The sequence below is a fragment of the Microbacterium pseudoresistens genome, assembly GCF_013409745.1.
Lineage (GTDB): Bacteria > Actinomycetota > Actinomycetes > Actinomycetales > Microbacteriaceae > Microbacterium > Microbacterium pseudoresistens.
In genome coordinates, this window is the sequence record NZ_JACCBH010000001.1 from 2,865,091 (window position 1) to 2,889,009 (window position 23,919).

The 23,919-nt window shown below is 70.2% G+C and carries 24 protein-coding genes, 1 tRNA gene and 1 rRNA gene; 5 read left to right on the forward strand and 21 right to left on the reverse strand.

The features are described from left to right. Positions 1 to 200 precede the first annotated feature (200 nt). The gene (locus BKA02_RS13990) at positions 201 to 1,346 is read left to right on the forward strand and encodes a tyrosine-type recombinase/integrase (protein WP_179434990.1); all 1,146 of its coding nucleotides are present in this window, start codon (positions 201 to 203) and stop codon (positions 1,344 to 1,346) included. 126 nt (positions 1,347 to 1,472) lie between these two features. Here BKA02_RS13990 and BKA02_RS13995 read toward each other — a convergent pair. Beyond that, positions 1,473 to 1,549: transfer RNA gene (locus BKA02_RS13995), tRNA-Pro, on the reverse strand. Positions 1,550 to 1,677: 128 nt separating this feature from the next. Here BKA02_RS13995 and BKA02_RS14000 point away from each other — a divergent pair. The 4 genes from BKA02_RS14000 to BKA02_RS14015 are packed head-to-tail and all read left to right on the forward strand — an operon-like array spanning position 1,678 to position 4,832. Beyond that, complete coding sequence (locus BKA02_RS14000) at positions 1,678 to 2,256, forward strand: GNAT family N-acetyltransferase (protein WP_179434993.1); 579 nt, start codon at positions 1,678 to 1,680, stop codon at positions 2,254 to 2,256. Positions 2,257 to 2,299: 43 nt separating this feature from the next. Continuing rightward, positions 2,300 to 3,004, forward strand: coding sequence for a lysoplasmalogenase family protein (locus tag BKA02_RS14005; RefSeq protein WP_179434995.1), 705 nt, complete (start codon positions 2,300 to 2,302; stop codon positions 3,002 to 3,004). Then, complete coding sequence (locus BKA02_RS14010) at positions 3,001 to 3,381, forward strand: S4 domain-containing protein (protein WP_179430098.1); 381 nt, start codon at positions 3,001 to 3,003, stop codon at positions 3,379 to 3,381. Before BKA02_RS14005 ends, BKA02_RS14010 begins: the two co-directional genes overlap by 4 nt. 53 nt (positions 3,382 to 3,434) lie before the next feature. Then, positions 3,435 to 4,832 carry an HNH endonuclease signature motif containing protein gene (locus tag BKA02_RS14015; protein ID WP_179434997.1) on the forward strand — a complete coding sequence of 466 codons (1,398 nt, stop codon included), beginning with the start codon at positions 3,435 to 3,437 and terminating at the stop codon, positions 4,830 to 4,832. A gap of 3 nt (positions 4,833 to 4,835) precedes the next feature. Here BKA02_RS14015 and BKA02_RS14020 read toward each other — a convergent pair whose 3' ends face one another. The 20 genes from BKA02_RS14020 to rrf all read right to left on the reverse strand — a co-directional run bounded on the left by BKA02_RS14020 (position 4,836) and on the right by rrf (position 23,861). Next, complete coding sequence (locus BKA02_RS14020) at positions 4,836 to 5,765, reverse strand: NUDIX domain-containing protein (protein WP_179434999.1); 930 nt, start codon at positions 5,763 to 5,765, stop codon at positions 4,836 to 4,838. Positions 5,766 to 5,832: 67 nt separating this feature from the next. After that, positions 5,833 to 6,900 (reverse strand): Glu/Leu/Phe/Val dehydrogenase family protein, encoded by a 1,068-nt coding sequence (locus BKA02_RS14025; protein WP_179435000.1) that lies wholly within the window; start codon positions 6,898 to 6,900, stop codon positions 5,833 to 5,835. A gap of 132 nt (positions 6,901 to 7,032) precedes the next feature. After that, positions 7,033 to 8,553: a ribosome biogenesis GTPase Der gene (gene der / locus BKA02_RS14030; protein WP_179435001.1), complete on the reverse strand. Its 1,521-nt coding sequence runs from the start codon at positions 8,551 to 8,553 to the stop codon at positions 7,033 to 7,035. Beyond that, entirely contained in the window at positions 8,546 to 9,283 is a 738-nt protein-coding gene (gene cmk, locus BKA02_RS14035) for a (d)CMP kinase (protein WP_179435002.1), read from the reverse strand. Before cmk ends, der begins: the two co-directional genes overlap by 8 nt. After that, positions 9,276 to 10,382 (reverse strand): prephenate dehydrogenase, encoded by a 1,107-nt coding sequence (locus BKA02_RS14040; RefSeq protein ID WP_179435003.1) that lies wholly within the window; start codon positions 10,380 to 10,382, stop codon positions 9,276 to 9,278. The genes cmk and BKA02_RS14040 overlap by 8 nt, the downstream gene beginning before the upstream one ends. Further along, complete coding sequence (locus tag BKA02_RS14045) at positions 10,379 to 11,212, reverse strand: pseudouridine synthase (RefSeq protein ID WP_179435004.1); 834 nt, start codon at positions 11,210 to 11,212, stop codon at positions 10,379 to 10,381. The genes BKA02_RS14040 and BKA02_RS14045 overlap by 4 nt, the downstream gene beginning before the upstream one ends. Further along, entirely contained in the window at positions 11,209 to 11,817 is a 609-nt protein-coding gene (scpB, locus tag BKA02_RS14050; protein WP_179435005.1) for an SMC-Scp complex subunit ScpB, read from the reverse strand. The genes BKA02_RS14045 and scpB overlap by 4 nt, the downstream gene beginning before the upstream one ends. After that, positions 11,807 to 12,694: a segregation and condensation protein A gene (locus tag BKA02_RS14055; RefSeq protein ID WP_370467886.1), complete on the reverse strand. Its 888-nt coding sequence runs from the start codon at positions 12,692 to 12,694 to the stop codon at positions 11,807 to 11,809. Before BKA02_RS14055 ends, scpB begins: the two co-directional genes overlap by 11 nt. Then, positions 12,678 to 13,538 (reverse strand): AAA family ATPase, encoded by an 861-nt coding sequence (locus BKA02_RS14060; RefSeq protein ID WP_179435006.1) that lies wholly within the window; start codon positions 13,536 to 13,538, stop codon positions 12,678 to 12,680. The genes BKA02_RS14055 and BKA02_RS14060 overlap by 17 nt, the downstream gene beginning before the upstream one ends. A gap of 54 nt (positions 13,539 to 13,592) precedes the next feature. After that, positions 13,593 to 14,495, reverse strand: coding sequence for a site-specific tyrosine recombinase XerD (gene xerD, locus BKA02_RS14065; protein WP_179435008.1), 903 nt, complete (start codon positions 14,493 to 14,495; stop codon positions 13,593 to 13,595). A 2-nt stretch (positions 14,496 to 14,497) separates the two neighbouring features. Beyond that, a complete protein-coding gene (locus BKA02_RS14070; RefSeq protein ID WP_179435010.1) occupies positions 14,498 to 15,085 on the reverse strand; it encodes an NUDIX domain-containing protein in 588 nt (195 codons plus the stop codon). Continuing rightward, a complete protein-coding gene (gene pyrG / locus BKA02_RS14075; RefSeq protein ID WP_179435530.1) occupies positions 15,075 to 16,772 on the reverse strand; it encodes a CTP synthase in 1,698 nt (565 codons plus the stop codon). The genes BKA02_RS14070 and pyrG overlap by 11 nt, the downstream gene beginning before the upstream one ends. A gap of 17 nt (positions 16,773 to 16,789) precedes the next feature. Continuing rightward, entirely contained in the window at positions 16,790 to 17,758 is a 969-nt protein-coding gene (locus BKA02_RS14080) for a PfkB family carbohydrate kinase (protein ID WP_179435012.1), read from the reverse strand. A 4-nt stretch (positions 17,759 to 17,762) separates the two neighbouring features. After that, positions 17,763 to 19,445 carry a DNA repair protein RecN gene (gene recN / locus BKA02_RS14085; protein WP_179435014.1) on the reverse strand — a complete coding sequence of 561 codons (1,683 nt, stop codon included), beginning with the start codon at positions 19,443 to 19,445 and terminating at the stop codon, positions 17,763 to 17,765. Next, positions 19,442 to 20,365, reverse strand: coding sequence for an NAD kinase (locus BKA02_RS14090; RefSeq protein ID WP_179435016.1), 924 nt, complete (start codon positions 20,363 to 20,365; stop codon positions 19,442 to 19,444). The genes recN and BKA02_RS14090 overlap by 4 nt, the downstream gene beginning before the upstream one ends. Continuing rightward, positions 20,362 to 21,162, reverse strand: a complete 801-nt coding sequence (locus tag BKA02_RS14095; protein WP_179435018.1) for a TlyA family rRNA (cytidine-2'-O)-methyltransferase — start codon at positions 21,160 to 21,162, stop codon at positions 20,362 to 20,364. The genes BKA02_RS14090 and BKA02_RS14095 overlap by 4 nt, the downstream gene beginning before the upstream one ends. Further along, positions 21,159 to 21,320 carry a hypothetical protein gene (locus tag BKA02_RS14100; RefSeq protein ID WP_179435020.1) on the reverse strand — a complete coding sequence of 54 codons (162 nt, stop codon included), beginning with the start codon at positions 21,318 to 21,320 and terminating at the stop codon, positions 21,159 to 21,161. The genes BKA02_RS14095 and BKA02_RS14100 overlap by 4 nt, the downstream gene beginning before the upstream one ends. A gap of 94 nt (positions 21,321 to 21,414) precedes the next feature. Continuing rightward, positions 21,415 to 22,446: an HAD-IIA family hydrolase gene (locus BKA02_RS14105; protein ID WP_179435022.1), complete on the reverse strand. Its 1,032-nt coding sequence runs from the start codon at positions 22,444 to 22,446 to the stop codon at positions 21,415 to 21,417. After that, positions 22,443 to 23,672: a putative RNA-binding protein gene (locus BKA02_RS14455; protein ID WP_246286034.1), complete on the reverse strand. Its 1,230-nt coding sequence runs from the start codon at positions 23,670 to 23,672 to the stop codon at positions 22,443 to 22,445. Before BKA02_RS14455 ends, BKA02_RS14105 begins: the two co-directional genes overlap by 4 nt. Before the next feature lie 72 nt (positions 23,673 to 23,744). After that, positions 23,745 to 23,861 (reverse strand): 5S ribosomal RNA (rrf, locus tag BKA02_RS14115). Between the last annotated feature and the right edge of the window lie 58 nt (positions 23,862 to 23,919).

Genomic DNA, 23,919 nt, shown 5'->3' on the forward strand with positions numbered 1-23,919 from the left:
ACCCACTGATTGTCCGAACCTCACACGCATGATCAAGACGGCCGAGGAGGTTGCATGGATCACGGAGATCCTGGATTCCCACCGTTGACCTGCCGATGCCCGGCCATCCACGCATCCGGCTAGGCGCGCGACACGCTCAGCCCGCCGCGTCCTCGCGGAGAGCATTGTGTTCGCAGGGATGTGGGGAGATCCTCGATCGGATGACTGTTCATCATTCCGTCTTGCCATCGTTCGGAGTTCCCCTCCACCTCGACGCCCTCCGCCGCGGTTCACGGATCCGCGCCCGGGTCCGCTGGACCGATCCGCTCTCGCGGAAGCGCGGAAGTCGCTCTGTCACGGTCGATGATGACTTCGCCGCACAGGAATTCTTCGAACTCATGCGCACGAGTTCGAACCGAACCATCGATCCGCTCATCACTCTTAACGGCTACACGCGTTCGATCGGGGATCGGTTCCTTCGTGGGGTCGATCCAACATCGACTGCAGCCGGATACCGAGCCGGGCTCCGGCTCAGGGTCCTCCCCGCGCTGGGCGACACCCGCCTTCGCGACATCACGACGGGGCGCGTCGACCGAGCGATCGACAGTTGGGAGACGACCCATTCCCGCTCCACGCTCAAGAACACGATCGCCGCGCTGACGCGGGTGCTCGACGAAGCGGTGCGCGATGACCTCATCCCTCGGAATCCCGTGCGCGACCGCGCCGACAGGCGCTATCGCCCGAACACGGAGCTTCCGCACGCGAAGCTGATTCCTACGCCCGATGATGTCGCGCGGATCGCTGCGGCCTGCGCTGACATCCGTCGAAGCTACGGCGACCACGTCATGCTCAGCGCATTTCTGGCCGCACGCAGCTCGGAAGTAGGCGGGCTCCTCGTCGGCGACGTCGACTGGGCGAGCAAAGTCGTCACGATCGAAAGGCAGTGCTTCCCCGGCGCTGGCCGCCTGAACATCAAACCCCCGAAAGGTCGTCGCGCCCGCCGCGTGCCGATCATCGAACCGCTCGAGCCCGTGCTGCGCAGGCTCACAACGCGACGGTCGCGCAACCTGCCACTGTTGCGCGGGCCGCGCGGTGGTGTCATCACGACCGCAGCATTGCGTGACGCAACCGGTTGGGACGAACTGGTTGCGTCTTTGGGATTGCGAGGGTTGCGCCGTCACGACCTCCGACATGCAGGCGCCACTTGGTTCGCGAACGCCGGCGTTCCGATCCACGTTGTGAGCCACATCCTCGGGCATGCGTCAGTCGAGACGACGCGTGCGTACCTACACACTGATGACACCGCTCTGCAGAACGCTGCAGCACGAATGAACGAGCACCTTCGGGAGGCCGCGATGAGCAGCTAGAAACGCCTGAACCCCTTGGCCATGTCGAGTCAAGGGGTTCAGTGGGTACAATTTTGGGTACAAGACCGGCGCGAACACCGATCTCACGACCTCAAGAAAATACCTTCTGATCGGGTATTTTCTCTCTGGTCGGGCTGACAGGATTTGAACCTGCGACCCCTTGACCCCCAGTCAAGTGCGCTACCAAGCTGCGCCACAGCCCGCTGCTCGCGCTGGCGCGCAGGCAACTCATCCATCCTAACCGACGCGAAACCGGCCTGCGAACCACGGATGCTGCGGGCGCGCCGCCCTCGGCGTTGTCGATGTCGGAGGCGCGGCGTAGCGTTCCCGCATGGTCACGATCACGACGAAGACGGCGACGATCGCCGAATGGGATGACGTTCAGAAGGCGCTCACCGGAGGCGGCGACGGCGCCAGCTGCCAGTGCATCTGGCCGATGATCCCGAACAAGGAATGGCAGGCGAGCACGCGCGACGAGCGCAAGCAGATGCTGCGGGCAGAGGTCGCTGCGACGCCGTCGCCGGGCATCGTCGCCTACGTCGACGGCGAGGCAGCGGGATGGGTCCGCGTAGGCCCGCGCCCCGCGCAGCAGCGCCTCGGCCGCACCCGTGCCATCGCCGCCGCCACACAGGAGCCGCTCGACGACGCGAGCGTCTGGGCAGTGAGCTGCTTCTCGGTGCGCCGCGAGCATCGCCGCAAGGGCGTGACCACCGCTCTGCTCGACGCCGCCGTCGCCTATGCGAAGGAGTCGGGGGCGCGGATCATCGAGGGCTACCCGATCGACACCTCGGCGGTGAAGACCAGCAGCAACGACCTCTTCCACGGCGCACTCTCCACATTCACGAACGCGGGGTTCACACCCGACGGCGAGCTCAAACCCGGCCGCACCCTGGTGACCTTCGAGGTCTGACGCGCCCGGCGTCGATACCCGCGTCCGCTTCTACGATGGAGGAATGCACTCCCGACGGCTCCACTCACGACGACTGCTCTGGACCTTCGTTCCGTTCGTCGTCGTCTCGGTTGTGCATGTGATCGCGCTCGCCACGAACAGCCCGTTGACCACACCGACGAAGCTGCTGCTCATGCCGCTGCTCGCCGTACCCGTCGTCGCGCTGTGGACGCGCCTGCATCCTCGCGTCGCGGCCGTGATCCTCGGCGCCGCCCTGCTGTTCTCCTGGCTCGGCGACGAAGCCGGGCTCTTCTTCCCCGCTCTTCCCGAGCTTCCGCTCATGCTCGGATTCTTCGGCATCGCGCACATCGCGTACATCCTTCTGTTCGCCCGGTTCCTGCGTGAGCAGCGCCTGCCAATCTGGACGCTCGCCTACGCACTGTGGTGGATGCTGATGATGGTCGTGCTCGCACCCCGCGCAGGCGAGCTGATCGTCGCGGTCGCCCTGTACGGGGCCGTGCTCGCCGGCACCGCGGCGATGGCCTCGCGGTGCGCGCCGATGATCGCCTGGGGCGGCCTGCTCTTTCTCGCCAGCGACACGATCCTCGCCTTCCGGCTGTTCCTGCCAGAGACGATGCCGGCATGGACGAGCCCCGCCGTGATGCTCACCTACACGCTCGGCCAAGGACTCCTCGTAGCAGGATCGTTGCGCGCGCTCGCCGCCGATCGTGCATCGGCAGCGGAAGCGCCCGCGGAGGTGGTGTCGTGAGCGGCTCGAGCGCGGCCGGAAGCGTGCGTGTGGACAGCTGGCTCTGGGCCGTGCGCATCTACAAGACCCGCTCCGCCGCAACCACCGCATGCCGCGCGGGTCACGTGCGCGTGAATGGCGAGCGCGTCAAGGCCGCGCAGCTCGTGCGCCCGGGCGACGAGCTGCGCGTACGCATCGCCGGGTTCGACCGCATCCTCGTTGTGCACCAGCCCCTCGCCAAACGCGTCGGCGCACCCCTCGCGGCCGCGGCGATGGAGGACCGCACGCCGCCGCGGGAACCGGTCGCGCTCGCCGGGCAGCGCGATCGCGGAGCGGGTCGCCCGACCAAGCGGGAACGGCGTGAGCTCGATCGCCTGCGCAATCGAAGATTTGACTGAGTTGTCCTCCTCAGATTCTTGCTTATTTCGTAGTTCTGTTCTATGCTGAATGCATGACCTCCTCATCGATCCACCTCTCCGGACGGGATGTCCTGGATCAGGAGCGCGAGCTGCTCGACGCGTGGGTGGATGTGCGTCGTCGCATCGCCTCACTGGAGGCCGATGCCGCCGACCTGCTCGCGCAGCGCTCAGCGGTGCGCGATGCGGAGATGCGACGGTTCCCCGCCCATCGCGACATGATCCACCGCTCCATGATCGCGGAGTACTCCGCCGCAGGTCGTATCTCGACCCGTGCCATCGAGAATGCGTTCGCGGATGCCGATCTCACGACAGACACCTTTCCCGGGGTGCGCGAAGCCCTGCGGTCCGGCACGATCGCGGCTGGGCATGTCCGTGAGATCGTGCAGGCCAGCGCCATCCTGCGTGAGGCCGTGCACAACGGTGCGGTCCCGGCCGCAGCGCTGGCATCGTACGAGGTGGCCGCGTTGGCCGTCGCCGAGCAGGACTCCCCCGCGCGCACCCGCGTCGCCGTGCGCGAGATCGCCGCGGCGCTGGCGCAACGCACCGCGCAGGAGCGGCAGAAGGATGCGTGGAGCGAGCGCTGCGTCACGGTCCGCTCCGTCGAAGACGGGCTCGCGCTGCTGACGGTCGTGCTGCCCGAACATCTCGCCGTCGCGATCCGCGACCGCCTCACGCGCCTGGCCCGCACCGTCGCGCGCGCCCGCGCACGCACGTCCAGCACCGTCGAGTTCGACTCCAACGCCGCCGCCGAAGATGCGTCGACGGAGCCCGGTGACGACAGGTTCATCGACGATGAGCACATCTCCCCAGAGCTCGTCTCCGCGGATCCCGTCTCTCCAGAGCCGGACTCGCGCACCATGGATCAGCTCCGCGCCGACATCCTCACAGACCTGCTCCTGGCGACGGATCCGACCGACTGCCACGGTACGGCCCTGGACGGCATCACCGCTCACGTTCAGGTCACCGTGGCCGCCACCACCCTCGCCGGAGCCGACGACCGCCTTGCCGAGCTCGACGGCCACGGACCCCTCCACCCCGACATCGCCCGCGACCTGGCCACCCGTGGCGGCCCATGGACTCGGCTCTTCCTCGATCCCTCAGGCCAGGTCACCGAGACCGACACCTACAGTCCGACCGAGGCGATGAAGCGCCACCTGCGGGCCCGCGATCAGCACTGCCGCTTCCCCGGATGCCGCATGCCCGCCCTCGCCAGCCAGCTCGATCACAATCACGATCACGCCAAGGGCGGCAAGACCCGCCTCGACAACCTCGCCGCCTTCTGCGCCGGTCACCATCCGCTGAAACATCCCGACATCCACGACCGGTTCCGGTGGACAGCTCGCGCCCTTCCGGATGGCAGCATCGCCTGGCGGAGTCCGCTCGGCCGTCAGTACGGCGACCCGCCTCCCCGACGCGTCCTGTTCGCCTGACGCTCACCCGACCGCATCGAGTCGGGCCAGAAGATCGCCCGAAGAACGCGTCGTCGCACCGAGCCCTTCGACGCGCGCCCGCAAGTCGCGATCGCTCGTCACCGCGAGCACGCTTCTGCCCGCATCGATCAGCCTCGAGACGACGGCGACGATCTCGTCGTCGCCGTGCCCCGGCGCACGCACGATCTCCACGACGGACTCCTCGTCGTCGACGCCACGAGCGGCGCCCTCGACGACGAGATGCACCTCCGGGAACCAAGCCACCGCATCCGAATCAGCATCGTGCCTCGTCACGAAGCCGCCATCGGCGACGCCATTCGCGACCCATCGTCCGAGCCGAGACCGCAGCCGGCCGGCGGCTCCGGCACGATCGCGCCACCAGCCGTCGGGCACCGAGCCGACGACGTTCGCCGCATCCACCACGATCGCCGGTCGCGTCGACAACAGGGCCCGGAGTGCAGGCCACCCCTCGGCGAACGACGGATGCAGCGGACGATCCGCCACCTCGTCGACGGGAACCCACTCCAGCGCGACGCTCTCGGGGTCGCTGATGACCGGCTCGAACGGCTCGACCACATCCGCCACCACCGTCGTATAGGACCAGTAGCCGAGCTCGAGCAGGCTCGCCAGTCGCGGGCGCACGGAACCCCCGGCAACACCGGCTTCCTCGCGCGCCTCGCGCAGCGCACCGTCCAAGGCGCTCTCGCCCTCGTGCCGCGCACCTCCGGGCAGCGCCCACGTGCCACCGAAGTGGCTCCACGACACCCGGTGCTGCAGCAGCACGCCGCGGGCAGGGTCGTATGCGAGCAGACCAGCCGCGCCGAAGCGGCCCCAGTAGCGCTCCCCCGTCGGGGCGATCACCCACGCGTCCCCAGGATCCTGAGGCCCATCCGGGCGCCGCGGCTCGCCGGCGGGGGGAGGAACGATGCTCACGGTCTCAGCCTTTCACAGCCAGCACCGGCCACGGGCCGCGAACCCGTTCCTCTCCGCCGTACGAACGCTAAGCGCGGGCGCCCTCGCGCAGCCGCTGCTCGGCGAGCGCCTCCGCCGCGACCAGCGGCGTCGTGCCGTCGCGCTCGGCCTCATCGAAGATGCGCGTCAGGGTCTGCCCGATCGACGAGACCTTCGACATGATCTCCTCGTGACTGCCGATCTGCTTGGCCTCGAGATCCAGGTAGATCACGCCGCCGGCGTTCACGACGAAGTCCGGGGCGTAGAGGATGCCGCGCTCGGCCAGACGCGCGGCGCCGTCCCGCGCGGCGAGCGGGTTGTTCGCCGGCCCGCAGACCGCCCGCGCGTCGAGCGCGTCGATCACGTCATCTGTGAGCACGCCGCCGATCCCGGCGGGGACGAACACGTCGGCGGCGACGGCATACTCCGACCCGGGCTCCACCCATGTCGCACCGAGCGATTCCGCGACCGCGCGGCGCGCGGGGACGACGTCGGTCACCGTCAGCACGGCGCCCTCTCCGGCGAGCCGCGTCGCGAGACGCCCGCCGACCTGGCCGAGGCCTGCGATCGTGATTCGGCGACCGGCGACTTCCGGCGATCCGGTCACGCGCTCCAGGGTGGTGCGCAGCGACTCGTAGACGCCCAGACTCGTGGGGCCCGCCGGTTCCCCCGAGCCGCCGACGACATCGGGAAGGCCGACGACGTGCGCCGTGCGCTCGCTCACCACGAGCATGTCCTCCATCGTGCTGCCCACGTCTTCGGCCGTGCGGTACAGCCCGCCGAGCGACTCCACCGCGTCGCCGAGGTCGAGGAACGCGTCACGGCGACGATCGGCATCGAGAACGTCGCCCTCCGAGAGCCCGATGACCGATTTGCCACCACCGGCATCCAAGCCCGCGGCGGCGTTCTTCAGCGTCATCGCGGCCGAGAGCCGCAGCGCGTCGCCGAGGGCGTCGCTCCAGTGCGGATAGGTCCACAGTCGCGCACCGCCGAGCGCGGAGCCGAGCACGGAGGAGTGCAGCGCGACGGCGATGAACAGCCCGCTGCGCGGCCCCGTGATCACCTCCACGCGCTCATGGGCGAAATCGGGCAGAGGCAGGGAACGGGTGTGCATCATCGCAGTCTCCTTCGGCGGGCCTTGTGGGCCGTGCGCAACAGACGCCGCGGTGTTACGGCATCCGCTCCCATTATCCCGCGAAGCCTCCTGCCGTACAGGCACCCGACACGATCGGCGCCGCCGAAGAGCGGATCAGCGCTGGCGGCGCTCGCGCACCCTCATGTTGATCACGATCGGCGTGCCCTCGAAGTCGTACAGCTCGCGCAGGCGCCGCTGGATGAACCGACGGTAGCCCTGATCGAGGAAGCCTGTCGTGAACAGGACGAACGTCGGCGGACGCGTCGAGGCCTGCGTGCCGAACAGGATGCGCGGTTGCTTGCCCCCGCGCAGCGGATGCGGATGCGCGGCCACGAGCTCGGTGAGGAAGGCGTTGAACTTACCCGTGGGGATACGCCGGTCCCAGTTCTCCAACGCCGTCTCCAGCGCGGGAACGAGCTTGTCGAGATGGCGCCCTGTCTTCGCCGAGATGTTCACGCGCGGCGCCCAGGCCACGTGCGCGAGATCCTGTTCGATCTCGCGCTCCAGGTAGCGGCGGCGGTCGATGTTCTCGTACTCGGGCGTGTTCAACACGTCCCACTTGTTGAACGCGAGCACGAGCGCACGGCCCGACTCGAGCACGAGATCGATGATGTTGAGGTCCTGCACGCTGATCGACTGGCTCACATCCAGCACGACTACGGCCACCTCCGACTTCTCCAGTGCGGCCGAGGTGCGCAGCGACGCGTAGAAGTCGGCGCCCTGCTGCAGATGCACGCGGCGGCGGATGCCGGCGGTGTCGACGAGACGCCACAGCTTCCCCCCGAGCTCCACGACCTCGTCGACGGGGTCGCGCGTGGTGCCGGCGAGGTCGTTCACGACGACCCGCTCCTCCCCCGCCGCCTTGTTCAGCAGGGAGGACTTGCCCACGTTCGGCCGCCCGAGGATCGAGACCCGCCGGGGACCGCCGATCTCGTGCGAGGCGACCGCCGAGACCTCCGGTAGCTTCTTCATCATCGCGTCGAGCAGGTCGGCGACGCCGCGGCCGTGGATGGCGGAGACGGGGTACGGCTCGCCGAGGCCGAGGTTCCACAGCGCTGCGGCCTCGGGCTCCTGACGCGCGTCGTCGATCTTGTTCGCCACGAGGAACACGGGCTTACCGCTCTTGCGCAGCAGCTTCACCACATGCTCGTCGGTCGAGGTGGCCCCCACCTTCGCATCGACGACGAACAGCACCAGGTCGGAGAGGTCGATCGCGATCTCGGCCTGGGCGGCGACGGAGCGGTCGATGCCGCGGGCGTCGGGCTCCCATCCGCCGGTGTCCACGATCGTGAAGCGGCGATCCATCCACTCGGCCTTGTACGTCACACGGTCGCGGGTAACACCCGGGGTGTCTTCGACGACGGCCTCGCGGCGGCCGAGGATGCGGTTGACCAGCGCCGACTTGCCCACGTTCGGACGGCCCACGATGGCCACCACGGGCAGCGCGGGGAGATACTCAATGCCGTCTTCGTCGGCCGTCATGCCGGCCAGCAGCGCGGCATCCTCGTCGTCGAGGTCGTAGTCCTCGAGGCTCGCGCGCAGCGTCTGTGCGCGAGCGTCGATCAGCTCCGGATCCAGCGCGTCCAGCTTCTCGGCGAGGCGGTCCTCGCCGCCCTCGTACTCGTCGTCAGCCACGGTCGGCTCCTCGCTGCACGTCAGACGCGCGTCGATCGATCACCGCGAGCACGGCGTCGATGGTCTGGTCGAAATCGAGGTCGCTGGAGTCCACGACCTCCACGCCCTCGGCGGCGGTGAGGAAGTCCACCACCGCGCTGTCGGCGCCGTCGCGGCGACGGATGGCGTCGGCGACGGCCGCCACGTCCTGCTCGCTGAGCTCGCCGGCACGGCGGGCCGCGCGCACTTCGGGCGAGGCGGTGAGCAGGATGCGTACGGGCGCATCCGGGGCGACGACGGTCGTGATGTCGCGCCCCTCCACGACGACGGCGGGGAACGCAGCCTCGGCGACCATGCGGCGGAAAGCGTCGTTCACCCTGGCGCGCACGTCGAGCACGCGGGCCACACCGCTCACGGCGGCCGAGACGCGGGGATCGCGGATCGCGTCGGTCACCTCGGCGTCGCCGACGAACACGCGACGATCGTCGGCGTCCAGGCCCTGCCGCAGGGGGAAGTCGTCGGCCGCGGCGAGCACGGCGCTCTCATCGGCGGTGTCGGCCCCTCGTTCGAGCACGTGCCAGGCGAGCGCGCGGTACGCGGCGCCAGTGTCGAGGTAGCCGTAGCCGAGTCGGCGGGCCACCGCCTTGGAGATGCTCGACTTGCCCGACCCCGCCGGGCCGTCGATCGCGATCACCTTGTCGGCGTTCCAGCGCCGCTCGTCGCCCGGGGTCGTCCCGCCCTGCTCATCCATTCGTCGCTCCTGCGATCCGCCATCCGCGGGCCTCCAGGCCCTCGATCGCCCCGCGCACAGCCGCGGGGGCGACGCTGATCTCGGCGAGGCCGAACTGCGCGCCCGGCGAGTGCTCCAGGCGCAGATCCTCCACGTTCACGCCGAGCTCGCCCAGCTCACCGAAGAGCCGGCCGAGCTGACCGGCGGTGTCATCGATCATCACCACGAAGCTCTCGAAGCGACGGTTCTGGCCGTGCTTGCCCGGCAGGCGCTCCACGCCCTCGTTGCCCTGCCGGATCGCCTCGGCGAGCGTGCGGCGGGCGCCGTCGCGCTCGGGCTCGCGCAGCGCATCCGAGACACGGGCGAGGTCGGCGGCGAGCGCGTCGAGGATGCTCACGACCGGATGCGCATTCGCCCCGAGGATCTGCACCCACAGCTCCGGCGCCGACGCCGCGATGCGAGTCGTGTCGCGCACGCCCTGACCCGCCAGGCGCAGGGCGCCGTCGTCGGCATCGGCGAGGCGCGCGGCGAGCAGGCTCGCGACCACCTGCGGCACGTGCGAGGTGAGCGCCACCGAGCGGTCGTGCTCCTCCGGCCCCATCTCCACGGGCATGGCGCCCACATCCAGCGCGAGCGCTTCCACGAGGGCGAGGTCTGCCGGGCGGGTCTCCTCGTCGCGGCACACCACCCACGGGCGCCCTACGAACAGGTCGGCGCGCGCCGAGATCGCGCCACCGCGCTCGCGCCCGGCCAGCGGGTGCGAGCCGATGTAGCGGGCGAGGTCGACGCCGCGCTCGCGGAGCACCCGGAGCGGTTCGAGCTTCACGCTCGCGACGTCGGTGACCACGGCATCCGGGTGTCGCTCGAGCTCGGCCTGCACGACGTCAGCGGTGATGTCGGGCGGCACGGCGACCACGATCAGCGCGGGGGCGTCGTCATCGCGCGCGGCGCGGCCGGCGCCGTAGTCGACGGCGAGGCGCAGCTGGGCGGGAGAGGTGTCGGTGAGCACGACGTCGACGCCCTTCGCGCGCAGGGCATGGCCGATGCTCGAACCGAGCAGCCCCGCACCCACGATCCGCACGGTGCCGGAGAGCCGCGCGGCCACGCCGAGATCGCTCATCCGTTCTCCTGATCGTCGTGCTGTCCGTGATCGCGCGTCTTCTCGCGCGCCTCGCCCGGCGTTGCCTCCGCAGGGGAATCCCGGCGCGCGAGGGTCAGCAGCGCGCCGAGTTCGATTTTACCCAGTTCGCGGGCGTGGCCGGACGGCAGCGTTCCCAGGCGCAGCGGGCCGAACTGGCGCCGTACGAGCTCGGTGACCGGATGCCCCACCGCGGCCATCATGCGACGCACGATGCGGTTGCGCCCGGAGTGCAGGGTCAGCTCCACCAGGCTCGACCCGTGCGACGAGTCCCGCAGCCGCGCCTTGTCGGCCGCGATCGGCCCGTCTTCGAGCGTGATGCCACGGGTGAGGGCGGCGATCGTCTGCGGCGAGACGCGACCGTCGACCTTGGCGATATACACCTTGGTGACGCCGAACGACGGATGCGCGAGCACGTGAGCGAGGTCGCCGTCGTTGGTGAGCAGCAGCAGACCGCTGGTGTCGGCGTCCAGACGCCCCACGTTGTACAGCCGTTCGGGCCATTCGCGCGTGAAACGACGCAGATCGGGGCGCCCCCGTTCGTCCTTCATCGAGCTCACCACGCCGGTCGGCTTGTTGAGCATGACGTACCGCTTGCCGGCATCCAGCTGCACCGCCGTCCCGTCGACGTCGACGAGGTCGTGCTCGGGATCGATACGGGTACCGAGCTCGGTCACGACGGCGCCGTTCACCCGGATCCGCCCTTCCACGATGTACTGCTCGATCACCCGGCGCGAGGCGACGCCGGCGCCGGCGAGCACCTTCTGCAGACGCACGCCGGTGACCGGCCGATCGCCGTGATCGGTGCTCATCGGGTGATCCCCTCGTCGAATCCGGAGGCGCCGTCGTCGAGCAGCGGCGAGATGGGCGGCAGTTCGTCGAGCGAGTTGATGCCGAGGTTCTGCAGCAGTGCGTCGGTCGTGCCGTAGTTGATCGCGCCGGTCTCGGCGTCCTGGAACAACTCGGTGATCAGGCCGCGGGCGAGCAGCGTGCGCACGACCGAGTCGACGTTCACGGCGCGGATCGAGGCGACCTGGCCGCGCGTCACCGGCTGCTTGTAGGCGATCACCGCCAGCGTCTCCAGCGCCGCTTGCGACAGGCGTGCCGGCGCCTGTCCGCCGATGAACTCCGCCACGAGATCGTCGTGCTCCTCGCGCACGTACAGCCGCCAGCCACCGCCCACCTCGCGAAGCTCGAAGCCGCGACGAGTGCCCTTGCCTCGCCCGTCGTACTCGTCGACGAGGGTCTCGATCGCCTGGCGTACGGCGGGAACGGGCGCGCTCACCGCGGCGGCCAGCGAGACGAGGCTGTGCGGCTCCTCGATCACGAGGAGGATCGCCTCGAGCCGCTCGGTCAGCGGGGTCTCCGGCGCGCTCACTGGCCCGGCCGCAGGCTCGGTGGTGGTGTCATCGGTCATAATCGGCTCCCAGGCTCGCGAGCATCTCATCCGACCACGTTTCGGCCGACCACCGCAGGGTCAGCTCGCCCAGTGGCTCCAGCTGCTCGAAGGACAGTGCGGCATGGCGGTACAGCTCCAGCACCGAGATGAACCGCGCGACGACGATGCCGCGCTCGGTCACTCCGCTGACGAGTTCGCGGAACGACAGCGACTCGGCGCCGCGCAGCAGGGTCACGACCACAGCAGCCTGCTCGCGGATGCTCACCAGCGGTGCATGCAGGTGGTCGAGCCCGACGTGCGGCACCTCCTTGGGCGCGAAGGCGAGCAGCGCGAGCGCGGCGAAGTCCTCGGCGTTCAGCGTCCACACGAGCTCCGGCGTGCGGGAGCGGTGCTTCTCGTCGAGGCGCACCGCGCGGGCGTGGCGGCGATCCTCGTACTGCAGGCAGCGCGCGAACCAGGCCGAGACCTCCTTGAACGCCCGGTACTGCAGCAGGCGGGCGAACAGCAGATCACGCGCTTCCAGCAGCGCCACGGCCTCGGCGTCGACGAGTTCGCCCTGCGGCAGGAGCCCGGCGACCTTCATGTCAAGCAAGGTGGCCGCGACGACGAGGAACTCCGAGGCCTCATCGAGCTCCTCGTCCGGACCGAGCTCTCGCAGGTACGCGATGAAGTCGTCGGTGACGCGGCTCAGCGACACCTCGGTGATGTCCATCTCGTGCTTCGAGATGAGGGTCAGCAGCAGGTCGAAGGGTCCGTCGAAGTTCGACAGCGAGACGCGGAATCCGTCGTCCGGCGCGTTCTCGATGAGCGCGTTCTCACCCATCGCGGCCCCGTCGAGTGCGCTCTCGCCGACGACGCCGGGATCGCGGAGCGGATCGTCAGGCGACGGCGCCACGGGCGACCAGCTCCCGCGCCAGTCGCAGGTACGCCTGTGCGGCGGGATGCTCCGGCGCGAACTCGGTGATCGGCACCCCCGAGACGGAGGCGTCGGGGAACTTCACGGTGCGGCCGATGACGGTCTCCAGCACGTCGTCTCCGAACGCCTCGACCACCCGCTCCAGCACCTCGCGCGAGTGCAGGGTGCGCGAGTCGTACATCGTGGCCAGCAGGCCGTCCAGCACCAGGGAGGGGTTGAGGCGATCGCGCACCTTGTCGATGGTCTCGATGAGCAGCGCCACTCCGCGCAGCGCGAAGAACTCGCACTCCAACGGGATGAGCACGCCGTGCGCGGCGGTCAGGGCGTTGACGGTGAGCAGCCCCAGGGAGGGCTGGCAGTCGATGAGGATGACGTCGTACTCCCCCGCGGCCTGGCGGAGCACCCGCGACAGGATGGTCTCGCGGGCCACCTCGTTCACGAGATGCACCTCGGCCGCCGACAGGTCGATGTTCGCGGGGATCACGTCGAGGCCCTCGACCGCGGTCGGCACGATGGCGTCATGCACGTCGCGTTTGGTGTCCAGCAGCAGGTCGTAGACGGTAGGGATGTCGTGGGTCTGGATGCCCAGGCCCGCCGACAACGCTCCCTGCGGATCGAAGTCCACCGCCAGCACCTTGCGACCGTACTCGGCGAGTGAGGCGGCGAGGTTGATCGAGGTCGTCGTCTTTCCGACACCGCCCTTCTGGTTGCAGAGGGCGATGATGCGGGCCGGGCCGTGCGTCGACAGCGGCGCAGGGGTCGCGAAGCCATGGTAGGGACGCCCGGTCGGTCCGATCGGAGTGTCGTCCTTCTTCTTTGCCACCGGTTCTCCCGCTTCGTCGTGCTCGCTCGATTGTAGCGAGCGCGTGCGCAAATCTCAGCGGGCGCGCGGATGCGCCGTCACGTAGACGTCGCGCAGAGCGTCGGCCGAGACGTGCGTGTAGATCTGCGTCGTCGCCACCGACGCATGCCCGAGCAGCTCCTGCACGACGCGCACGTCGGCCCCTCCCTGCAACAGGTGCGTGGCGAAGGAGTGCCGCAGCGTGTGCGGCGAGATCTCGCTGTTCAGCTGCGCCCGCTCGGCGGCCGCACGGATCACGAGCCACGCGCTCTGCCGCGACAGCGGGGCGCCGCGGGCGCCGAGGAACAGGCGCGCGGAGGCACGGCCCTTCGCCGCCAGCGCCGGTCGCACCCGCGACAGGTAGGCGTCGACGGCGGCTCGCGCGTATGAGCCGACCGGCACGATCCGTTCCTTGGATCCCTTGCCGCGCAGGCGCAGCAGCTCGCCGTGCGACAGGTCGTCGACATCCAGCGACACCGCCTCGGACACCCGCGCGCCCGTGGCGTACAGCAGCTCGAGCAGGGCGCGGTCGCGGATGCCCAGCGGCTCGTCCGCCGAGGGCGCGGCCAGCAGCCGCTCGACCTGATCGATCGTGAGCGCCTTCGGCAGCGGGCGGCCGAGCTTGGGCGGGCGCAGCCGCGTGCTCGGATCGGCGTCGACGATGCCCTCGCGGGCGAGGAACCTGTGCCAGCCGCGCACTGAGGACTGCATGCGCGCCAGGCTCGATGCGGCGGGCGGCGGATCGATTCCCGCGCGCTCGGAGGCGAACCGGGCCACGAGCTCGGCCGTGATCCCCTCGACGTCGTCGATCTTCTGCTCGGCGAGCCAGTCGACGTACACGTCGAGATCGCGACGATAGGCGGCGATCGTGTGATCGGCCAGACCGCGCTCGATCGTGACGTGCCGAAGATAGGCGTCCAGTGCCCGGTCCAGGCGCATTGCTACGCCCGCAGTCTCCGCTCGGCGGCGAGCACGCCGATCGACAGGATGCCGTTGCGCAGGCGTCCCTCGAGCACGCCCGTCACCGCGTCGGTCAACGGCACCCAGACCCGGCGGATATCGGCCTCCTCGGCCTCGCGCTCGAAGACCTGCTCGGTTGCAGACACCCCCCGAGCCAGGTAGATGCGGATCATCTCGGAGTTGCCGCCCGGCGTCGTCCACGTCGACACGAGCTCGCTCCAGTCCTCGGCGACGAGGTCGGCCTCCTCGGCGAGCTCGCGGCGCGCCGCCTCGACCGGGTCCTCCCCCGCGACGTCGAGGAGCCCTGCCGGAAGCTCCCAGTCGCGCTGACGGATCGGGTGGCGGTACTGCTGGATGAGCAGCACGCGCTCCTCGTCATCGAGCGCCACGACGGCCACCGCACCGGTGTGGTCGGTGTACTGTCGCACGAGCTCGCCGTCGCCGTAGCGCACGCGGTCCTCGCGGACGCTCCACACCGCACCGCGGTAGACGACGTCGCTGGAGAGCACCTCGGGGGTGGCGGGCTCGTCGCGCAGCTCCGCCCCGGAGACTATCGGGTCAGTCCTCATCGTCGACGTCGAACAGCTCGCTCGCACGATGGCGCTCGATGGCCGCACCCACAAGACCGCGGAACAGCGGATGCGGGTCGGTCGGCCGCGAGCGCAGCTCGGGGTGCGCCTGGGTGGCGATGTAGTACGGGTGCACGTCGGTCGGCAGCTCCACGTACTCGACGAGGTCGAGCTCGGGGTTCAGCCCCGAGAACACCAGCCCCGCCTCGGCGAGACGGTCGCGATAGGCGTTGTTGACCTCGTAGCGGTGGCGGTGTCGCTCCGAGGCCTCGGCCGATCCGTACACCTCGCGGGCGAGAGTCCCTTCGCCGAGGGCAGCCTTGTACAGGCCCAGGCGCATCGTGCCGCCCAGGTCACCACCCTCGAGGATGTCGACCTGCTCGGCCATCGTGGCGATCACCGGCTCAGCGGTGTCGGGGTCGAACTCGCTGGACGAGGCGCCGGCGATCCCGGCGACATTGCGCGCGTACTCGATCACCATGCACTGCAGTCCCAGGCACAGGCCGAGCGTGGGGATGCCCTGCTCGCGCGCAAACCGCAGCGCGCCCAGTTTGCCCTCGATGCCGCGGATGCCGAAGCCGCCGGGCACGCAGATGCCGTCGAGATCGGCCAGCGCCTTCTCCGCACCCTCGGGCGTCTCGCACGAATCCGACGGGATCCAGCGGATCTTCACCGCGGCCTCGTGCGCGAAGCCTCCGGCTCGCAGCGCCTCGGTCACCGACAGGTACGCATCCGGCAGATCGATGTACTTGCCGACGAGCCCGATCGTCACCTCGTGACGCGGGTTGTGCACCGCCTGCAGCACCTTCTGCCAGCGCGACCAGTCCACCTCGCCGGCGGCCTTGCCGTCGAGGCCGAGCCGGCGCACGATGTAGGCGTCGAGGCCCTGGTCGTTCAGCGTGGAGGGGATGTCGTAGATACTCGGCAGGTCGACGGTGTTGATGACTCCGTCGACGTCGACGTCGCACATAAGCGCGATCTTGTTGCGGTTGCTCTCGCTGACCGGACGATCGCTGCGCAGCACGAGCGCGTCGGGCTGGATGCCGACCTGGCGGAGAGCGGCGACCGAGTGCTGCGTCGGCTTGGTCTTCTGCTCGCCGGAGGCCCCCATGAACGGTACGAGCGAGACGTGCACGAAGAATACGCTGTCGCGACCGAGCTCGTGCCGCAGCTGACGGGCGGCCTCCAGGAACGGCTGCGACTCGATGTCGCCCACCGTGCCGCCGACCTCGGTAATGATCACGTCGGGCTTGGGACTCTCATCGGCCTGCAGCCGCATGCGTCGCTTGATCTCGTCGGTGATGTGCGGGATCACCTGCACCGTGTCGCCGAGGTACTCGCCGCGGCGCTCCTTGGCGATCACCTGCGAATAGATCTGACCCGTCGTGACGTTGGCAGCCTGGCTCAGATCGATGTCGAGGAAGCGCTCGTAATGCCCGATGTCGAGGTCGGTCTCGGCACCGTCATCCGTGACGAACACCTCGCCGTGCTGGAACGGGTTCATGGTGCCCGGGTCCACGTTCAGGTACGGGTCGAGCTTCTGCATCACCACACGCAGACCGCGGGCGGTGAGGAGGTTGCCGAGGCTCGCGGCGGTGAGTCCTTTGCCCAACGAAGAAACGACACCACCAGTCACGAAGATGTGCTTGGTCGTGTCGTTCGCGGGCCGCGCGCCTGAAGTCTGCATCACGGACTTCGATCCTATCAGTCCCGCACCGGTGAGGCCGCGGCGCGCCGCAACCCCGCATCGTCCGAACCGGAGTCCATGCGGGCGAGCGCGTCTGCGAGTTCGGCGGGGCGCGGCGGGTTCGCGCCCGTGCGCGACACGGCGACGGATGCGCTGGCCGATGCCGTCGCCAGCGCCCGCGCGATGCGCTCCGCGGACAGCGCGGCACCCTCGACGATCGCCCGGTCCGCGTCGTCGCGGAGCAGACCGAACAGCAGCCCCGACATGAAGGCGTCGCCGGCCCCGATCGTGTCGGCCACGACGACGGGCGTCGCGGGGCGCTCGGAGAGCACGCCGTCGACCAGGGCAAGGCACCCTTCGCCCCCGCGAGTGGCGACGACGAACCGCGGTCCGAGCGCGGCGATCCGTGCCAGTACGTCTTCCAGGCTCTCTCCCGGGTACAGCCAGGCGGCGTCCTCGTCGCTGAGCTTGACGACGTGGCACTGGGCGGCGAGCTGCTCGGCGCGTTCGCGGGCGCCCTCCCCCATGACGTCGGCGCGGATGTTCGGATCGAGGCTGCGCAGAGTCGACGCATCGGCCGCGCTGAACGCCGCCAGCACGGAGCCGGCTTCGGCAGCGCGCAGGGCCCCGATCGATCCGGTGTGCACGGCGCGCAGACCCGCGAGCGCGGGCACCGGGATGGTGCCGTCCATGCGGAAGCGATAGGTCGCGCTGCCGTCGCCGGCGAGCTCGGCGGTCGCGGCCCATGTCGCCCCGTCGCCATCGGAGAGGTTCCCCACCGTCACGGCGGACTCGTCGAGGTGCGCGCGGATCAGGTCGCCGTGCGCATCCGCACCGAGGAGGGTGTGCAGCGTGACGGGTTCGCCGAGCCGGGCGAGTCCCACGGCGACGTTCATGGGCGAGCCGCCCGGGTGAGCCATGCCGTCGACGATGTCGACGAGCGCCTCGCCGATCACGGCGACGGTGCGGGGTGCGGAACTCGACATGCCCTCAGCCTGCCAGAGCGAGCAGCTCGCGCGCATGTTCGAGCGCGGCGTCGGAGTCGGTCATGCCCGACAGCAGCCGGGCCATCTCGGCCTCGCGCGCCGTGCCCTCCAGCGCCTGCACGCTGGAGGCGGTGACGCTGCCGTCGCTGGTCTTCACCACGCTGAGGTGGTTGCTCGCGAAGGCCGCGACCTGGGCGAGGTGCGTGACGGCGATCACCTGCGAGGTGCGCGACAGCTGCGCGAGCCGCCGCCCGACCTCGATCGCGGCGGCGCCGCCGATTCCCGCGTCGACCTCGTCGAAGACGAACGTCGGCACCGGGTCGGTGCCCGCGATGACGACCTCGATCGCGAGCATCACGCGTGAGAGCTCACCGCCCGATGCGCTCCGCGATACCGGCCGCGGCTGCGCACCGGGATGCGGGGCGAGCAGAATGGCGATCTCGTCGCGCCCGTGGGCGCTCTCGGCCGCCTCTCCGACGACGACCTCCAAACGCGCGTCGGGCATCGCGAGTTCGTGCAGCTCGTCGGTGACCGCCGCGCCCAGCCGGGCCGCGGCCGCTGTGCGGGAAGCGGTGAGCGCGGCGGCGGCGGCATCCAGCGCGGCGCGCGCGTCGTCGCGTTCGAGCGTGAGACGGGCGACGCGATCGTCATCATCATCGAGCTGCGCGAGGCGGTCGGATCCGGTGCGCCACACCTCCAGCGCCTCATCGAGCGTGCCGTGCGCACGCACGAGCGCAGCCAGCGCGGCCCGCCGCTCCTCCACGGCGGCGAGCTCCTGCGGCCCGGACTCGTCGAGGTCGGCGAGGTAAGCGGAGAGCCGGCCGGCGATGTCGACGGCGCGATAGCCCAGCTCGGCGATGCCCTCGACCATCGCCGACAGCTCCGGATCGTTCGCCCGCTCCAGCGCACGGCTGGCCGTGGCCGCCAATGCGGTGACATCGGGTTCGTCGTCCTCGCTCGACAGCGCGGCGCGCGCGAGGGCCGCGGCCTGACGCAACTCCTCCGCATTGGCCAGGCGATCCGCACGTTCGGCGAGCGCGGCATCCTCCCCCGGCTGCGGATCCGTGCTCTCGATCAGGGCGAGGGCCGCACGAAGCTCATCCGCCTCGGTGCGCCGCTGCTCGCGGTGCCCGGTGAGGTCGTCGAGCTCGGCGGCTCGCGTGCGCCAGAGCTCCCAGGCCTCGGTATAGGCCTCCCGTGCGTCGGCAACCTCCTGTCCGCCGAAGCGATCCAGTGCCTCGCGCTGCGCGGCGGCCGAGCGCAGCCGCAGCTGATCGGACTGCCCGTGCACGACGACGAGGCTCTCAGCGAGCTCGGCCAGCACGCCTGCAGGGGCGGCGCGTCCGCCCACGCTCGCGCGGCTGCGCCCTTCGGCGTTGATCGTGCGCGACACGTACAGCTCACCTCGCGCGTCATCCAACGGCTCGAGCTCGCCGCCCGCGTCCGCCACCGTGTCGGCGACGGCGCCTCGGGACGGCACGACCCACACTCCTGCCACGGATGCCTGCGCCGCTCCGGCGCGCACCGCGCCCGAGTCGGCCCTCGCCCCGAGCAGCAGCCCGAGCCCCGTGACGACCATCGTCTTGCCCGCCCCGGTCTCGCCGGTGATCGCGGTGAACCCGGGCCCCATGGGCAGCACGGCTTCGGCGATGACACCGAGATCCCTCAGGCGCATCTCCTCGATCATCGGCCGCCCCCGCGCCATCCTTCGACGGGCAGGCCGAACTTGCGCACGAGCCGGTCCGTGAACGCGCTGGGGTGCAGCCGAGCCAGGCGCACGGGCTGCGACGACTGCCGCACGATCACGCGGGCGCCGGGGGGAAGCTCGTGCGAACGCCGGCCGTCGCACCACAGGATGCCGGTGCCGTCGGTGCGCTCGAGAAGCTCGATGGCCACGGGGGCATCGGGCGAGACGACGAGCGGGCGGGCGAACAGTGCATGCGCAGACAGCGGCACGACCGCAATCGCGGCGACGCCGGGCCAGATCACCGGACCGCCGGCCGAGAAGTTGTACGCGGTCGATCCCGTGGGGGTCGATACCACCATGCCGTCGCAGCCGAAGCTCGACAGCGGGCGTCCATCGATCTCGACGACGACCTCGATCATCCGCTCGCGGCTGGCCTTCTCCACGGTCGCCTCGTTGAGCGCCCACGTCTCGTAGACGACCGCGCCGGCGGAATCCTTGACCCGCACGGACAGCGCCAGACGCTCCTCCACGAGATAGTCGCGGCCGATCACGCGGGCGACCGCCGCATCCATGTCGTCGCGCTCGATCTCGGCGAGGAATCCGACGTGGCCCATGTTGATGCCGAGCACGGGCGCCTGCGTTCCGCGCACGAGCTCGGCGGCGCGCAGGATCGTGCCGTCGCCGCCCAGAACGATCGCGAGCTCCAGATCGTGAGCGGTCAGCGCGCCGTCTGCGCCGGTCGCCCCGAGCACGTCGACATTGGCGAAGGCCGGATCCACGGCCGCGAGCTCGGCCCGATCATCGGCCGACAGCACCGCGCGGGCGCCCGCTGCGCGCAGAGCCTCGATCACGCGGCGCGCCGCCTGAACGGTGTCGTCGCGGTGCGCGTGCGCGACCACGAGGATGTTGCGCTCGTTCATCGTCCTCCTGCGATCCGATCGACCGTGCTCATCCATTCTGTCGGATCGGTGCCGCGCCCGGGCGCGAGGTGTGCGAGAAACTCGGCATTGCCGTGCGTGCCGAGGATCGGCGACGGCAGCAGCCCCCGCGTGCCGAGGCCCGCATCCCGCGCGCTCCACAGGACCTGTGCCACGGCATCGGCCCTGGTCGCGGGATCCGTCACGAGACCGCCGCGCACGGCCGTACGCCCCACTTCGAACTGCGGCTTGACGAGCAGCACGATGTCCGAGTCCGCTGCAGCGACCTGTGCGACGGCGGGCAGCACGAGGGCGAGCGAGATGAACGACAGATCTCCCACCACGAGCTCCGGCGCCCCCTGCTCGCCGGTGGCCTCCGCCAGCGCCGCGGCGGTCATGTGCCGCACGTTGAAGCCCTCCACCGCGATCACGCCGTCGTCGGCGCGGATCGAGGGATCGAGCTGATCGTGACCGACATCGACGGCCAGCACGCGGCGTGCACCGCGTTCACGCAGCACCTGGGTGAATCCGCCGGTCGATGCGCCCATGTCCAGGGCGAGGCGGCCGGTGGGATCGATGCCGAAGCCGTCGAGCGCTGCCAGGAGCTTGTGCGCCCCGCGGCTCACGTAATGATCGGATGCGGCGACGGCGAGCTCGTCTCCGTCGCCGACGGCGCGCGAGGGCTTGATCACGGGAGCGCCGTTGACGGTGACCACGCCCTGCGCGATGAGGACCGCGGCGTGCGTGCGCGAACGGGCCAGACCGCGCGCCGCGAGGGCCGCATCCAGGCGCGGGGTCACTCCCGCCCGCGTCCCGGGTGCTCGCGCGGAACGCTCTCGAGCCGCCGCGCCAGATCATCGTGCAGGGCGGCATACGCCTCGGCACGCGCATCCAGCGGCTGGCCCTCGATGAGGCGCAACCGGCTCCAGAGACCGTCGGCCGTCGTGTCCTTGCTCACGCCTCCACTGTACGCGCGGGCACGGGAAAGTCCGGGAACCCGCGGCACCCGCGCCCGCGGAGTCGGGGCCCGCGGAGTCAGGGGCGCAGCGGAATCATGGCCGGAAGAAGGGGTCGGCGTACAGCGCTTCCGGCACGCGGAAGCCGTAGATCTGTCGGCCGGTACCCCAGATCGCCGCCGCCCCCGCGCGCAGCAGGTCGATCGGACGCGAACCTGCCCGCACGATCACGACGTCGGGGCCGTCGATGCGCACGGTCGCATCACGCACCGTCACGGCATCGCCCGACACCTGCGCCTGCGGGTACGGCTCGTGCAGCTCGCGCAGATCGCCGAGGATATAGGTCGGGCGCGACCCCTCAGGCGCGGCGAGGATGTGCTTGGGCCGGTCGACTCCCGTGACGACGAGCGCCGAGGCGATGCCGGCGCGGCACGCCCCGAGGATGTCGGTGTCGAGCCGGTCGCCGATGAACAGCGGGCGCGTCGCGCCGTAGCGCGCCACTGCCTCCTCGAAGATCGGCGTCTCCGGCTTTCCCGCCACCGTCGCCAGGCGCCCGACGGCGGTGTGCACCGCCGAGACGAGGGTGCCGTTTCCGGGGGCGAGGCCGCGTTCCTGCGGGATCGTCCAGTCATTGTTCGTGGCGATCCACGGGATGCCGCCCTCGTCCTCGGGCACCTTCAGCGCGAACGCCGCTTCGGCGAGGTCCTTCCAGCCCACCTCCGGGGAGAACCCCTGCACGACGGCCTGTGGGGCATCCTCTGCGCTGCGGGTCACGACGAAGCCTGCCTTCTCGACCTCGACGACCAGGCCCTCCCCGCCCACGACGAGGATGCGCGCGCCCGCCGGCAGACGTCCGGCGAGCAGGCGCATCGCGGCCTGCGGGCTGGTGACGACATCGTCGGGCGCGGCGACGAGACCCAGCTCGCTCAGGTGCGCGGCGACCGCCGCATCCGTCCGCGAGGCGTTGTTCGTGATGTAGGCGAGTCGACGCGTGCGCTGCACCTCGACGAGACTGTCGATCGCGTGCGGGATCGCCCCCGCGCCCGCGTAGACGACGCCGTCGAGATCCGCGAGCACGACGTCGACGTCGGCAAGCGGAGCGGGCGTCTTCCGCGAGAACAGATTCACTCGGTGCTCTCCGGCGATGCGCCCTCCGGCGATGTTGGCTGCTCCGAGGCACTGTCCTCGCCGTCGAGCTCAACACCGTCGAGCTCTTCGAGATCGACCTGGATGTCGTCGACGATCATCTCGTCGTCCGAGCCATGACCGAGAGCCTCCTCGGCGACGATCGCGCGCTTCTGCCAGAACGCCGCCTCCTCGGCACGGCCCAGGTCTTCGAGCACCGCGGCACGCGCGGCGAAGAGAGCGGGACTCCATTCGAAGGCGCGATCGGGATCCAATTCGGGGATCTCGAGCTCGCCGAGAGCCAGCTCCGTCTCGCCGCGGTCGAGGCGAGCGCCCGACATCGCGATCGCGAGCGCGACGCGCGTCGCGGTGGGCAACGCCGCCCGATCCACGGAACGCGCCTCCTCGAGCGCACGATCCGGTCGCCCCATCCCGCGCTCGCTGTCCACGATGAGCGCGATCTGGTCGTCGCGCCCCGAGATCCGTCGGTAGGTGCGCAGTTCGCGCAGCGCCAGGGCGAAGTCGCCGAGCGCGTACGCCGTGATCGCCACGGACTCGCGCACCACGGCGACCCGGCCCGCGCGGCGGGACGCCGCCAGGGCATGCTCGTGAGCCAGAGCCGGGTCGTCGTCGATGAGCTGAGCCGCCATCGCGAGGTGGCGCGCGACCCGCTCGCCGTTCTCCGCGCTGAGCGTCTTCAGCTCGTTGCGCGCCGAGGGGTGCAGGTCGCGTGCGGTCACCTCGTCGGGAAGAACAGGATCCTTCGGACGATCCGCCGCGTAGACATCTCGCTTCGGCCGGTCGGTGCGTGGCTGCTCGCTGCGGGGACGATCGGTACGTGGCCGATCGCTACGGGGCCGTTCCGTGCGGGATCCGCGATCGGAATCCCGTTTCTCCCACGGTTTGCGCTCGCCGTCCCGCTTCGCGTATGGCTTACGCTCGCCGTCGCGCTTCTCCCACGGCTTACGCTCCCCGTCGCGCTTGACGTACGGCTTACGCTCCCCGTCGCGCTTCTCCCACGGCTTACGCTCCCCGTCGCGCTTGACGTACGGCTTACGCTCCCCGTCGCGCTTCTCCCACGGCTTACGCTCGCCCTCACGCTTCGCGTACGGCTTGCGCTCGCCCTCACGCTTCGCATACGGCTTGCGCTCGCCATCGCGCTTGGGACGACGATCACGGTCGCCATGACGGCTGCCGCGAGACGGCTCTGGGCGTTCCTCGTCCGACATGCGATCCCCTCTCGAAAGGGCGTTAACGCGAAATGGCCACCCAGCTCTGGGTGGCCATTTCGACTAAAGGGAGTCCGGCGGTGTCCTACTCTCCCACAGGGTCCCCCCTGCAGTACCATCGGCGCTGTGAGGCTTAGCTTCCGGGTTCGGAATGTGACCGGGCGTTTCCCTCACGCTATGGCCGCCGAAACACTATTGACGTGTACGACACAACAACATGCGTGGTGTTGTGTTTGGTTCTCGACCG

Bases quoted from the DNA above. Each gene is read 5' to 3' on its own strand.
- BKA02_RS13990 (WP_179434990.1), top strand. From the start codon at position 201: ATGACTGTTCATCATTCCGTCTTGCCATCGTTCGGAGTTCCCCTCCAC.
- BKA02_RS14000 (WP_179434993.1), top strand. From the start codon at position 1,678: ATGGTCACGATCACGACGAAGACGGCGACGATCGCCGAATGGGATGAC.
- recN (WP_179435014.1), bottom strand. From the start codon at position 19,445: ATGATCGAGGAGATGCGCCTGAGGGATCTCGGTGTCATCGCCGAAGCC.
- BKA02_RS14025 (WP_179435000.1), bottom strand. From the start codon at position 6,900: ATGATGCACACCCGTTCCCTGCCTCTGCCCGATTTCGCCCATGAGCGC.
- BKA02_RS14070 (WP_179435010.1), bottom strand. From the start codon at position 15,085: ATGAGGACTGACCCGATAGTCTCCGGGGCGGAGCTGCGCGACGAGCCC.
- BKA02_RS14455 (WP_246286034.1), bottom strand. From the start codon at position 23,672: ATGTCGGACGAGGAACGCCCAGAGCCGTCTCGCGGCAGCCGTCATGGC.
- cmk (WP_179435002.1), bottom strand. From the start codon at position 9,283: ATGGATGAGCAGGGCGGGACGACCCCGGGCGACGAGCGGCGCTGGAAC.
- BKA02_RS14015 (WP_179434997.1), top strand. From the start codon at position 3,435: ATGACCTCCTCATCGATCCACCTCTCCGGACGGGATGTCCTGGATCAG.
- BKA02_RS14040 (WP_179435003.1), bottom strand. From the start codon at position 10,382: ATGAGCGATCTCGGCGTGGCCGCGCGGCTCTCCGGCACCGTGCGGATC.
- BKA02_RS14005 (WP_179434995.1), top strand. From the start codon at position 2,300: ATGCACTCCCGACGGCTCCACTCACGACGACTGCTCTGGACCTTCGTT.
- BKA02_RS14045 (WP_179435004.1), bottom strand. From the start codon at position 11,212: ATGAGCACCGATCACGGCGATCGGCCGGTCACCGGCGTGCGTCTGCAG.
- pyrG (WP_179435530.1), bottom strand. From the start codon at position 16,772: ATGCAGACTTCAGGCGCGCGGCCCGCGAACGACACGACCAAGCACATC.
- BKA02_RS14080 (WP_179435012.1), bottom strand. From the start codon at position 17,758: ATGTCGAGTTCCGCACCCCGCACCGTCGCCGTGATCGGCGAGGCGCTC.
- BKA02_RS14090 (WP_179435016.1), bottom strand. From the start codon at position 20,365: ATGAACGAGCGCAACATCCTCGTGGTCGCGCACGCGCACCGCGACGAC.
- scpB (WP_179435005.1), bottom strand. From the start codon at position 11,817: ATGACCGATGACACCACCACCGAGCCTGCGGCCGGGCCAGTGAGCGCG.
- xerD (WP_179435008.1), bottom strand. From the start codon at position 14,495: ATGCGCCTGGACCGGGCACTGGACGCCTATCTTCGGCACGTCACGATC.